An 11,974-nucleotide genomic window follows, 5' to 3' on the forward strand; every position below is an offset into this window, starting at 1 on the left:
GCAGAATATGTGGCACATCACGCTAACTTTACTTGCGAAAGTTAGTGCTGAAAGGTGTCAGCTTGGATCAGGATTGATCTGCATCAAAATTTACCTACCCCATCAGGGGTAATCTTACCCCGTCGAAACAACTTCCTGACGCTTAAGTATCTTGACCAGGAAACCCTTTTAGTAAGCAAAGGCAAATCAGTCGCCAACCTGACCAAAATATAAGCATAGCGTGACTATACTTCTGGATTCAGGCTTGTTTACTAAAAGAGTTTAACTTCCTTCAGGAGAGCACTATGGCCGTTACTAATGTTGCCGAACTTAATGCACTGGTTGAACGTGTAAAAAAGGCACAGCGCGAGTACGCTAATTTTAGTCAGGAACAAGTTGATGCAATCTTTCGCGCTGCCGCCCTCGCCGCTGCAGATGCACGAATTCCACTGGCCAAGCTGGCCGTTGCCGAATCAGGCATGGGTATCGTGGAAGATAAAGTCATCAAGAACCACTTTGCTTCTGAATACATTTACAACGCCTACAAAGATGAAAAAACCTGCGGTATTCTCGCCACAGATGACACCTTCGGCACGATTACTATTGCTGAACCGATTGGCCTGATCTGCGGCATCGTTCCTACCACCAACCCAACTTCTACGGCTATTTTCAAAGCGCTGATCAGCCTGAAAACCCGTAACGGCATTATCTTCTCTCCGCATCCACGTGCGAAAGATGCGACTAACAAAGCCGCTGACATTGTACTGCAGGCAGCGATTGCGGCGGGTGCACCAAAAGATATCATCGGCTGGATCGACACCCCATCTGTCGAGCTTTCTAATCAGTTAATGCATCACCCCGATATCAACCTGATCCTTGCAACCGGCGGTCCGGGCATGGTGAAAGCCGCTTACAGTTCCGGTAAACCCGCGATTGGTGTCGGTGCAGGTAACACGCCAGTAGTAATTGATGAAACAGCGGATATCAAACGCGCTGTCGCATCCATCCTGATGTCGAAGACCTTCGATAACGGTGTAATTTGTGCATCTGAGCAATCCGTGATTGTGGTTGATTCGGCTTATGACGCGGTACGTGAACGTTTTGCCAGCCACGGCGGCTATCTGCTGCAAGGTAAAGAGCTGAAAGCGATTCAGGATATCATCCTGAAAAATGGCGCATTGAATGCGGCAATTGTTGGCCAGCCGGCGACGAAGATTGCTGAATTAGCCGGAATTAGCGTGCCTGCAACCACCAAGATTCTGATTGGCGAAGTGAAACTGGTTGATGAATCTGAGCCTTTCGCGCATGAAAAACTCTCTCCAACCTTAGCGATGTACCGGGCGAAGGATTACCACGACGCGGTCGATAAAGCTGAAAAACTGGTAACGATGGGCGGTATCGGCCACACCTCATGTCTGTATACCGATCAGGATAATCAAATCGAGCGTGTGCACTACTTCGGCGACAAGATGAAGACGGCGCGTATTCTAATTAATACGCCGGCGTCACAAGGCGGCATCGGTGACCTGTACAACTTCAAACTGGCTCCTTCACTGACGTTGGGCTGTGGTTCATGGGGCGGTAACTCCATTTCTGAAAACGTGGGACCAAAACATCTCATCAACAAGAAAACCGTGGCCAAGCGAGCTGAGAATATGTTGTGGCATAAACTTCCGAAGTCTATTTACTTCCGTCGCGGCTCACTGCCGATTGCTCTGGAAGAAGTGGCAACTGATGGTGCCAAACGCGCCTTTATCGTTACCGACCGTTTCCTGTTCAATAACGGCTATGCCGATCAGGTGACTCGCGTACTGAAATCTCACGGTATCGAAACCGAAGTCTTCTTTGAAGTTGAAGCTGACCCAACGCTGAGCATCGTGCGTAAAGGTGCAGAGCAGATGAACAGCTTCAAACCTGATGTGATTATTGCACTCGGCGGCGGTTCACCGATGGATGCAGCCAAAATCATGTGGGTGATGTACGAACATCCAGAAACGCATTTCGAAGAACTGGCACTGCGCTTTATGGACATCCGTAAACGCATCTATAAGTTCCCGAAAATGGGCGTTAAAGCGCGTATGGTTGCCATCACAACCACTTCCGGTACCGGTTCTGAAGTTACACCGTTTGCAGTGGTGACTGACGATGCAACCGGTCAGAAATATCCATTAGCGGATTATGCGCTGACACCAGATATGGCCATTGTTGATGCCAACCTGGTGATGGATATGCCGCGTTCACTCTGCGCCTTTGGTGGTCTGGATGCGGTGACGCACTCACTTGAAGCCTACGTTTCCGTATTAGCGAATGAGTATTCTGATGGTCAGGCTTTGCAAGCACTGAAATTGCTGAAAGAGAACCTGCCAGCCAGCTATCGCGATGGCGCAAAAAATCCGGTAGCACGTGAACGTGTTCACAATGCGGCGACTATCGCGGGGATTGCGTTCGCAAACGCCTTCCTGGGTGTGTGTCACTCAATGGCGCATAAACTGGGCTCTGAGTTCCACATTCCACACGGTTTGGCAAACGCCCTGCTGATTTCAAACGTCATTCGCTACAACGCCAATGACAACCCGACTAAGCAGACGGCTTTCAGCCAGTACGACCGCCCACAAGCACGTCGTCGTTATGCTGAGATTGCTGACCATCTGGGACTCTCCGCCGCTGGCGACCGCACCGCGCAGAAAATTGAAAAACTGCTCGCCTGGCTTGAGGAGATGAAAACGCAGTTGGGCATCCCAACCTCAATCCGTGAAGCTGGCGTGCAGGAAGCTGATTTCCTCGCGAAAGTGGACAAACTGGCTGAGGATGCATTCGATGACCAATGTACCGGTGCGAACCCACGCTATCCGCTGATTGCTGAGTTAAAACAAATCATGCTGGATACCTTCTACGGCCGTGAATTCTCCGAGGCACTCGGTGAGAAAGCGGAAGAAGTAAAAGCCGAAGTGAAAATCGACAAGAAAACCAAAAAAGCGTAAACCGCTTTAAACAAAAAACCCGCTACGGCGGGTTTTTTTATGGCTTGCTGATGAGTTAAACCTGCGGCGATTGTGAGCCATATATCGCCTGAAGTGAACCCTCATCAATCGCCTGCTTATAATGTTTACGGCAGACCGATATATAACGCTCATTGCCACCAATCACCACCTGCTCGCCTTCGCTGAAGGGTTTACCCTTTGCATCAAGACGAAGCACCATGCTGGCTTTTCTACCACAGTGGCAGATGGTTTTAAGCTCAACCAGCTTATCCGCCCATGCCAGTAAATATTGGCTGCCAACAAACAGCTCTCCACGGAAATCTGTGCGCAGGCCGTAGCAAAGCACCGGAATATCCAGATTGTCGACAACATCAGATAACGCTTTGACCTGTTCGCGCGTAAGGAACTGGCTTTCATCGACTAACACGCAATGCACGGGTTGCTTCGCATGTTCTGCCGCTATTTCCTCATCGAGCTTAGTCTCATCGTTATATAAAAATGCAGGAGACGAAAGACCGATACGTGAACTGACTTTGCCTGCGCCAAAGCGGTTGTCGATCTCGGCGGTATAAACCAGCGATCGCATACCGCGCTCATGATAATTATAAGAAGACTGTAGCAAAGCCGTTGATTTACCCGCATTCATCGCAGAGTAATAAAAATAAAGTTGAGCCATTAGAAAATCTCATCGCAGCCTATATCTGTTGCGGCGCAGTTTACCATAAACCTGTATAGCTGTAGCGATGCATTATTTTTATCATCTGCTCAAATTAACATCACCATTAAGATGGATATCACAGCGCCCGCAAAAAGAGAGCACGTTTTGACAAAGTAGCGATTACGCCGATATTTTATTCATTTAAATTAAAGCCGAAGCGTCAGGATTAGCGTGGGGCTTAGCAATCGGCCTACTAAGCCAGTTAGAAAAGATTACCAAATAAGTAAATATATTCTGAAGAGCGATATAAATTTGCACTTCTTTTTTATTTTTACGTTTTGCTTTTAAATCTGGCTATTGCAGTTATTTTTTTGCACCACTATTATGAGTCGGCAGAACAACTCCCATTTATTATATTTTGAGATTAGGACAATGAGCGAAGCACTTAAAATTCTTAATAATATCCGTACATTGCGCGCACAAGCTCGGGAATGCTCTCTGGAAACATTGGAAGAGATGCTGGAAAAACTCGAAGTTGTGGTCAATGAGCGTCGTGAAGATGATACTCATGCACAAGCGGAAAATGCAGAGCGCACACGCAAGCTTGAACAATATCGTGAGATGCTGATTGCCGATGGTATCGATCCAAACGATCTGTTGCAGGCATTATCTGAAACGAAAGTTCCGGGTAAAACCAAGCGCGCTGCGCGTCCCGCTAAATATTCTTACGTTGATGAAAACGGTGAAAACCGTACCTGGACTGGCCAGGGCCGCACTCCTGCTGTGATTAAAAAAGCAATTGAAGAACAAGGTAAACAACTGGACGATTTCCTACTGTAATCATTCCAGCGCTCAGCATTGTAATTAGTTCATCGCTAATTCACTTTGACCAGGTAAGAAAAAGGAAGCCATTGGCTTCCTTTTTTTATGCTTAATTATTAATGATAGAAGCGGCGATACCAATCAACAAAATGCTGCACACCCTGCTCTACGCTCGTTTGAGGGCGGAAATTGATCGCCTCATACAAAGGTTGCGTGTCAGCGCTGGTGCCCAGCACGTCGCCGGGTTGCATAGGCAACATATTTTTCTTCGCTTCTATGCCCAATGCTTTTTCCAGCGACTCAATATAAGTCATTAAGCTGGTCGGCTGGCTATTGCCGATGTTGTAAACGCGGTAAGGCGCGGAGCTGCTGGCGGGAGAACCCGCTTCCACCGTCCACTTGTCATCCGGTTGAGGAATCACATCCTGCAAACGCACGATTGCTTCAGCAATATCATCGATATAAGTGAAGTCACGCGTCATTTGTCCGTTGTTATACACGTCAATTTGCTCACCCGCTAACATCGCGCGTGTAAATTTGAACAGCGCCATATCCGGACGGCCCCACGGGCCATACACGGTGAAAAAACGTAATCCCGTAGTGGGCAACTGATAAAGGTGTGAATAGGTATGCGACATCAATTCGTTGGCTTTTTTTGTGGCCGCATAAAGTGAAACCGGATGGTCAACGGAATCGTCCGTTGAAAAAGGCATTTTGCGATTCAGGCCATAAACTGAACTGGATGAGGCATACAAAAGGTGGCCGATTTTATGATGACGGCAACCTTCAAGAATATTGAGGTGGCCGATTAAATTTGCTTCGGCATAAGCATGGGGATTTTCGATTGAATAACGCACACCGGCTTGGGCGCCTAAATGAATAACGCGTTCAAACGCATGCTCAGCGAATAAAGAAGAAATGGCCTGGCGATCCGCCAGGTCCATTTTTACGAAAATAAAATCAGGATGTTGGGTGTTCTGGTCTAAACGAGCCTGTTTAAGGCTGACATCATAATAGTCATTCAGGTTATCGATGCCGACAACCTGGTGACCAGCGGCCAGCAAGCGCTGACTGACGTGAAATCCAATAAAACCTGCCGCGCCGGTGACCAGAAACTTCATACATCCCTCATTATTCTACGATTTTAATTGATGCTCCGCGGCCGATTGCATAGTACGTGAAACCGCGCTTGCTGATACGTTCAGGATCATACAGGTTACGACCATCAAAAATCACGGGTTCTTTTAACGCACTTTTGATGACGTCAAAGTCTGGCGCACGGAAGTTTTGCCATTCAGTACAGATAACTAAGCCATCCGCACCCTGCAGCGCTGCTTCCTTAGTGCCCATCAACTTCAAATCGTTACGATGACCGTAAACGCGTTGTGCTTCGTCCATCGCTTCTGGGTCGAACGCCTGAACCGTTGCACCGGCTTCCCACAGTGTTTCCATCAGCACGCGGCTGGAGGCTTCACGCATGTCGTCAGTGTTCGGTTTGAACGCCAGTCCCCACAGAGCAAAGGTTTTGCCGCGTAGGTCGTCGCCAAAATGACGCTTGATGAAGGTCGGCAGCTTGTTCTTCTGCGAATCGTTAACGTCTTCAACCGCCTGCAGCAGACGCGGCGTGTAACCAATTGACTCAGCAGTACGAATCAGCGCCTGCACGTCTTTCGGGAAACAAGAACCGCCGTAACCGCAGCCTGGATAGATGAAGTGGTAACCGATACGTGAATCTGAACCAATACCCTGGCGAACTTTCTCAACGTCGGCTCCCAGACGTTCTGCCAGGTTAGAGATCTCGTTCATGAAGCTGATTTTGGTTGCCAGCATGCAGTTAGCCGCATATTTGGTCAGCTCTGCACTACGGATATCCATCAAAATCATACGATCATGATTACGGTTGAACGGCTCATACAGCTCGCGTAACAGCTCAACCACTTCATCATTATCGGTACCGACAACGATACGCTCAGGACGCATGCAGTCATTAACTGCTGCACCTTCCTTAAGGAATTCCGGGTTTGAAACCACGTCAAAGGCGATGTTTACATCACGCTTTTGCAGGGTTTCTGTCATTACCGCACGCACGCGATCTGCGGTACCAACGGGTACAGTAGATTTGTCGATAACAACTTTGTGATCGTTCATGTGCTGCGCAATGGTGCGCGCAACAGCAGTCACATACTTCAGATCGGCAGAACCGTCTTCATCCGGTGGCGTACCCACGGCGATAAACTGCATCACGCCATGATTAACGCCTTCTTCCGCATTTGTACTGAACTTCAGGCGACCCGACTCGTAATTAGACATAACAAGGGGCGTCAGGCCCGGTTCAAAGATCGGAATATTGCCTTTCTTTAAGTTCTCGACTTTCTTTTCGTCGACATCAATGCAGAGAACGTCATGTCCGACTTCGGCCAACACCGCAGCCTGAACCAGACCGACATAGCCGATACCAAATACAGTGACTTTCATTGAATTATCCTGTGTTTATTGAGTTACTTTTTGTTGCCTACCGCGCCTTCGAGCCACTGGGTGAAATCTTTACCCAGGACTGGATGGCGAACGCCGTACTCAACAAACGCTTGCATGTAACCCAGTTTGTTACCGCAGTCATGGCTGACACCGTTCAGGTGATAAGCTTCAACGGTCTCTTTTTCCATCAGCATCGCAATGGAGTCAGTCAGCTGAACTTCGCCACCTGCACCTGGAGGCGTTTTCGCCAGCAGTGGCCAGATTTCAGCAGACAGCACGTAACGACCAACAACCGCCAGGTTTGATGGGGCTTCAGAAGCTTTAGGCTTCTCAACCACGCCAACCATTGGCGCGCTCTGACCTGCAGAAAGATCGGCACCCTGACAGTCAACCACACCGTAAGCGGTTACATCAGCAACCGGCTCAACCATGATCTGGCTGCGACCGCTCTCTTCGTAGCGAGCCAGCATCTCTGCCAGATTATCTTTGGTTGGGTCTGATTCGTATTCGTCGATGATCACGTCTGGCAGGATTACGGCGAATGGCTCATCACCAATCAGCGGATGTGCACACATTACTGCGTGGCCCAGGCCTTTCGCGATACCCTGACGAACCTGCATGATGGTGACGTGTGGAGGGCAGATTGACTGGATTTCATCCAGCAGCTGACGCTTAACACGTTTTTCCAACATAGATTCCAGCTCAAAACTGGTATCAAAGTGGTTTTCGATGGCGTTTTTAGAAGAGTGTGTAACCAGCACAATCTCGTTAATGCCTGCTGCAATGCACTCATTCACGACATACTGGATCAACGGCTTATCGACCAGCGGTAACATCTCTTTTGGAATAGCTTTGGTGGCAGGCAGCATACGCGTGCCGAGGCCTGCAACTGGGATTACCGCTTTTTTTACTTTAGTCTTATAGGCAGACATCTAAATACCTCTCTTAATAGGCCGTTCAAGTTAATACTTGATATGTCGGTTTAAAAACGAAATGAGTATACCAGTTACTATCAGACGGATTTATCCTGGATGGAGCTAATCCGCGGAAATTAAGACTATTACCCAAGTGTAAAGCTTGCCCCTGGTCCTGTCTTCAACCCGCGGAAAAATTAATTCCAACGGGTTATTCTTCGGCTGATAGCATCAAACGTAGCCTGCCTCCGGCGCCCCAAATATGGCACTGCCAGGCGTCGGCACGTTGACTGATTTGATTGAGATGGGTGCTGCCCATAGTACCAAGCGGCACACCATTACTGAGTTGAATTTGATGAGTGTTGATATGCAACGTGGCATTGAGCCCTGCTGAAACCAGGATCAGATTTTTTAACTGGCGATGGTAATAGCCCACCAGCAATGGAAATTGACCGCTGAGATTCGCCTGCCTCAACAGCATGTTGACCTGTCGCAGCAGGCCATTTAACTCAGGCAATCGCTGCTTCTGGCCGGAGAGCTGTTCCTGCAGCAAACCATTAAACAGTGCGCGCAGTAACAGCGCGGCTAACACGCCATTATCGCCAGCGCGCGTCACATCAAGGCAATAGAATGCCAAATCGTTATCTGACAGCGCCGCGATATCCAGTACTAAGCCCGGCTGTTCCGCCATGGTGAGCTGACGATAATTGATACGGCAGTTGGCAATGGTTTGCTGCACCGGCGGCTGGAGTTGTTTAAGTAATTTAGATGCCGCCAGCGGATCGCTGACCAGCGCATCCCAATCCTGAAAGAGTTGTTCATCCTCCTCGACTTTGGAGGTGAACATTGATGGATAGAGACACTCAAACACCGCCTCACGGAAGCGTTCAAGATTTTTGAGCGGTTTTAGCAATACGTCCTGCACGCCCAAACGCAACACATGCGCGATATCCGCCATATTTTGTGTGGCGGAGATAATCAGAATGGGCACATTGTTGCCGCGCGTGCGAAGACGCTCAACGAAAGGAATTCCGCCCATACGCGGCATTTCAAGATCGCAAATAACCAGATCCACTGACTGCGCCGACAACAAGGTTAAGCCATCAACACCATCACCTGCCTCAAGCGTCGTTGCCCCTAAGCTGGTTAATAAATTGTCTATCAGTGAACGGAAAACGACCTCATCTTCGACAATGAGTATCTTTTTGCCGATTAGCGGTTTTTCCATTCTCTCCCCCTGCGTACCAGATAATTCAATAGTGGTTCATAAAATGCCGTTGCGCCTTTCAGAATTAGCTGAAGTAGCAACACCTGTGAATGAACAACCTGACTATCTGCCACGGACCAGCGGTAATAGTTCATCCATTTTTTTCTCAACGGCGGCCTTGCCAGCCGCAATGGCTTCTTCTGCACGATGGAAGTCCAGTGTGGAAATTTGTGGACAAAACGGCTGAATCAGCACATCCGGCGGATCGCCCGCCATGCGGTTACGTTTCAGGCGATTTTCCAGAACCTGGATGGATGTCGACATAATCTCCATCGCACCCGGCGTTTGATTAGCACGGCGATGCGTCAGGCCAATCAGGCGTTGACGCAGTTTCTTTCCCCAGCTCAGCGCTTCTACTGCCGCCGCTTCTTCACCGCTTTGCGGCGTGACTGACAATAAATCTTGCTGCATCAGATGTGCGTCATGCTGTAAATCCACGGCGATAACGATGTCAGCACCTAATGCGCGGGTTAATGAGATTGGCACGGGATTCACCACCGCACCATCCACCAACCAATAACCATTGTAAGCGATGGGTGGCAATAAGCCTGGCATACTACAGGACGCACGCACAGCTTGATGCAAATCGCCTTCGGTCAACCACACTTCACGTCCGGTACTGAGATTGGTCGCGACGACGCCAAATGGCTTATCGCACTCATCGATCAGGTCGTTGGGAATCAGCTGGCGAATGTGGCTAAACACCCGGTCGCCGCGCAATAAACCACCGCGCTGCCACGACAGGTCCATTAATCGGATGACATCCCAATAACGGAATGCACTCACCCACTTCTCCATCACGCCCAGACGTCCATTCACGTAAGCCGAGCCGACCAACGCGCCAACAGAACATCCGGCCACCACATCGATTTCAATCCCCGCGCGTTCCAGCGCATTGATCACGCCGATGTGCGACCAACCTTTGGCAGCACCTGAACCCAGTGCCAGCCCGATCCTGACCTTTCTCATCTCACCTCATGATTGGCATGGTACGTAGCATCACGCCTGACAGTCGGCTACCATAGCGCACGCTTAAATTTACTTTAATCACTTCCAGGAGATGACGTGTCTGAAAAGTGCCCTTGCTGCAGCGGAAAGGAGTATAGCGTATGTTGCCAACCCTTTCTGAATGGCCAAGCGAACCCGTCCAGCGCGGAGCAATTAATGCGCTCACGCTACACCGCCTACGTCGTGAAAGATGCCGCGTGGCTGGCGAAAACCTGGCACTCCAGTAAACGCGTGGCCGACCTTGAGACGTTATTATCCGAAAGTTTTGCCGGTACTGAATGGCTGGGCTTGAATGTAACTCGTTGTAATCATGGAAGCCATGAGAATGAAGCCTTCGTGACGTTTTTTGCGCGTTACCTCGAAAAAGGCCGCACTTCAGCCATCTATGAATGTTCGCGCTTTCTTCGTGAGGATCAACGCTGGTACTATGTTGACGGAACAACGCCTGAGTTGGGACGTAACGATCGCTGTCCTTGTGGCGCCGATAAAAAATACAAAAAATGTTGTGGGTAATCTGGACAGATACACAACGGCTTTACCATTCATCGCTTTGACAGGACTCTGATCGAGATGCAAGCGCAAACCATCCAACGAAAAGTTTTACGAACCATTTGCCCTGATGCGAAAGGTCTAATCGCCAAGATCACCAACATTTGCTACAAGCACGAACTCAATATTGTGCAGAACAATGAGTTTGTCGATCATCGTACCGGACGCTTTTTCATGCGCACCGAGCTGGAAGGTATTTTCAACGACAACACCTTGCTGGCCGATCTCGATAGCGCGCTGCCCGTCGGTTCAGTGCGTGAACTGCAAAGTGCCGGTCGTCGCCGTGTGGTGATTCTGGTGACCAAAGAGGCGCATTGCCTGGGCGATCTGCTGATGAAAAGCGCGTTTGGCGGTCTGGATATGGAGATTGCTGCAGTCATCGGTAACCACGAAACGCTGCGCTCACTGGTTGAACGTTTCGATATTCCGTTTGTGATGGTGAGCCACGAAGGCCACACGCGTGAAGAGCACGACAACCGCATGGCGGATGAAATTGACCGTTATCAGCCCGATTACGTGGTGCTGGCTAAATATATGCGTGTGTTAACGCCCGCCTTCGTGCAACGTTATCCAAACCAGATCATCAATATTCACCACTCCTTCTTGCCGGCGTTCATTGGCGCGCGTCCCTATCATCAGGCTTATGAGCGCGGCGTGAAAATCATCGGTGCCACCGCGCACTACGTGAACGATAACCTCGATGAAGGCCCAATCATCATGCAGGACGTGATCAACGTCGATCACAGCTACACCGCAGAAGAGATGATGCGTGCAGGACGAGACGTTGAGAAGAATGTGTTGAGCCGCGCGCTGTATAAAGTGTTAGGCCAGCGCGTGTTCGTTTACGGCAACCGCACGATCATTCTTTAACCACTTCGGCGCTGAACTGCACAACTCTTCAGCGCCACGCATAAAAAGTGGGCAAACAGTTTTTATTTTCAGTGACGGCGCTTTACAGGCTGAGCGCATTTGTTATGATGCGCCCCGCTTTAAGACGCAATGATTCAGGCCAGTGGTGGGATTCCCGAGCGGCCAAAGGGAGCAGACTGTAAATCTGCCGTCACAGACTTCGAAGGTTCGAATCCTTCTCCCACCACCATCTGAATCGTCTCTGCCTGAAGCCACAATATGTAATATCCCCGGTGGGATTCCCGAGCGGCCAAAGGGAGCAGACTGTAAATCTGCCGTCACAGACTTCGAAGGTTCGAATCCTTCTCCCACCACCATCACATGTTCTCCTTAGTTATCCTTCGTTCTCCCCTTCTGCTTTAATCGCTGTTTTCTCCCGTTTCACACCATGACTTTTCCCCAAAAACTCGTT

General features: G+C 49.5%; 10 protein-coding genes and 2 tRNA genes. 6 read left to right on the plus strand and 6 right to left on the minus strand.

Features of this window, described 5'->3' with window-relative positions:
- The first annotated feature begins 284 nt into the window (after window positions 1-284).
- A complete protein-coding gene (gene adhE, locus HX773_RS00465) occupies window positions 285-2,960 on the plus strand; it encodes a bifunctional acetaldehyde-CoA/alcohol dehydrogenase (RefSeq protein WP_176970004.1) in 2,676 nt (891 codons plus the stop codon).
- A gap of 55 nt (window positions 2,961-3,015) precedes the next feature.
- Here the strand turns inward: adhE and tdk are convergent, their stop codons facing one another.
- A complete protein-coding gene (tdk, locus tag HX773_RS00470; protein WP_101764244.1) occupies window positions 3,016-3,636 on the minus strand; it encodes a thymidine kinase in 621 nt (206 codons plus the stop codon).
- 414 nt (window positions 3,637-4,050) lie between these two features.
- Here tdk and hns point away from each other — a divergent pair, with 414 nt between their 5' ends.
- The gene (gene hns / locus HX773_RS00475) at window positions 4,051-4,458 is read left to right on the plus strand and encodes a histone-like nucleoid-structuring protein H-NS (protein ID WP_176970005.1); all 408 of its coding nucleotides are present in this window, start codon (window positions 4,051-4,053) and stop codon (window positions 4,456-4,458) included.
- 98 nt (window positions 4,459-4,556) lie between these two features.
- Here the strand turns inward: hns and HX773_RS00480 are convergent, their stop codons facing one another.
- From HX773_RS00480 to rssA, 5 genes are all read right to left on the minus strand, one after another.
- Window positions 4,557-5,561, minus strand: coding sequence for an NAD-dependent epimerase (locus tag HX773_RS00480; protein ID WP_176970006.1), 1,005 nt, complete (start codon window positions 5,559-5,561; stop codon window positions 4,557-4,559).
- A 10-nt stretch (window positions 5,562-5,571) separates the two neighbouring features.
- Entirely contained in the window at window positions 5,572-6,915 is a 1,344-nt protein-coding gene (locus HX773_RS00485; protein ID WP_008106593.1) for a UDP-glucose/GDP-mannose dehydrogenase family protein, read from the minus strand.
- 23 nt (window positions 6,916-6,938) lie between these two features.
- Entirely contained in the window at window positions 6,939-7,847 is a 909-nt protein-coding gene (gene galU, locus HX773_RS00490) for a UTP--glucose-1-phosphate uridylyltransferase GalU (RefSeq protein ID WP_008106595.1), read from the minus strand.
- Window positions 7,848-8,040: 193 nt separating this feature from the next.
- Window positions 8,041-9,057, minus strand: a complete 1,017-nt coding sequence (gene rssB, locus HX773_RS00495) for a two-component system response regulator RssB (protein ID WP_176970007.1) — start codon at window positions 9,055-9,057, stop codon at window positions 8,041-8,043.
- A 102-nt stretch (window positions 9,058-9,159) separates the two neighbouring features.
- Complete coding sequence (rssA, locus tag HX773_RS00500; protein WP_101764238.1) at window positions 9,160-10,065, minus strand: patatin-like phospholipase RssA; 906 nt, start codon at window positions 10,063-10,065, stop codon at window positions 9,160-9,162.
- 96 nt (window positions 10,066-10,161) lie between these two features.
- Between rssA and HX773_RS00505 the strand changes: the two genes are divergently transcribed.
- The 4 genes from HX773_RS00505 (at window position 10,162) to HX773_RS00520 (ending at window position 11,879) form a co-directional block, all read left to right on the plus strand.
- Window positions 10,162-10,617 carry a YchJ family metal-binding protein gene (locus tag HX773_RS00505; RefSeq protein WP_101764237.1) on the plus strand — a complete coding sequence of 152 codons (456 nt, stop codon included), beginning with the start codon at window positions 10,162-10,164 and terminating at the stop codon, window positions 10,615-10,617.
- Window positions 10,618-10,674: 57 nt separating this feature from the next.
- Window positions 10,675-11,523 carry a formyltetrahydrofolate deformylase gene (gene purU, locus HX773_RS00510; RefSeq protein ID WP_101764236.1) on the plus strand — a complete coding sequence of 283 codons (849 nt, stop codon included), beginning with the start codon at window positions 10,675-10,677 and terminating at the stop codon, window positions 11,521-11,523.
- Between the two features lie 144 nt (window positions 11,524-11,667).
- Window positions 11,668-11,752, plus strand: a tRNA-Tyr gene (locus HX773_RS00515).
- Window positions 11,753-11,794: 42 nt separating this feature from the next.
- Window positions 11,795-11,879 (plus strand) — tRNA-Tyr (locus tag HX773_RS00520).
- Window positions 11,880-11,974: the final 95 nt, after the last annotated feature.

It is taken from the genome of Pantoea sp. B9002, from assembly GCF_013385945.1.
Taxonomy (GTDB): domain Bacteria; phylum Pseudomonadota; class Gammaproteobacteria; order Enterobacterales; family Enterobacteriaceae; genus Pantoea.

Excerpts from the sequence above, each read along its gene's own strand:
- adhE (WP_176970004.1), top strand. The coding sequence starts at position 285 with ATGGCCGTTACTAATGTTGCCGAACTTAATGCACTGGTTGAACGTGTA.
- hns (WP_176970005.1), top strand. The coding sequence starts at position 4,051 with ATGAGCGAAGCACTTAAAATTCTTAATAATATCCGTACATTGCGCGCA.
- rssB (WP_176970007.1), bottom strand. The coding sequence starts at position 9,057 with ATGGAAAAACCGCTAATCGGCAAAAAGATACTCATTGTCGAAGATGAG.
- purU (WP_101764236.1), top strand. The coding sequence starts at position 10,675 with ATGCAAGCGCAAACCATCCAACGAAAAGTTTTACGAACCATTTGCCCT.
- galU (WP_008106595.1), bottom strand. The coding sequence starts at position 7,847 with ATGTCTGCCTATAAGACTAAAGTAAAAAAAGCGGTAATCCCAGTTGCA.
- HX773_RS00485 (WP_008106593.1), bottom strand. The coding sequence starts at position 6,915 with ATGAAAGTCACTGTATTTGGTATCGGCTATGTCGGTCTGGTTCAGGCT.
- rssA (WP_101764238.1), bottom strand. The coding sequence starts at position 10,065 with ATGAGAAAGGTCAGGATCGGGCTGGCACTGGGTTCAGGTGCTGCCAAA.
- HX773_RS00480 (WP_176970006.1), bottom strand. The coding sequence starts at position 5,561 with ATGAAGTTTCTGGTCACCGGCGCGGCAGGTTTTATTGGATTTCACGTC.
- tdk (WP_101764244.1), bottom strand. The coding sequence starts at position 3,636 with ATGGCTCAACTTTATTTTTATTACTCTGCGATGAATGCGGGTAAATCA.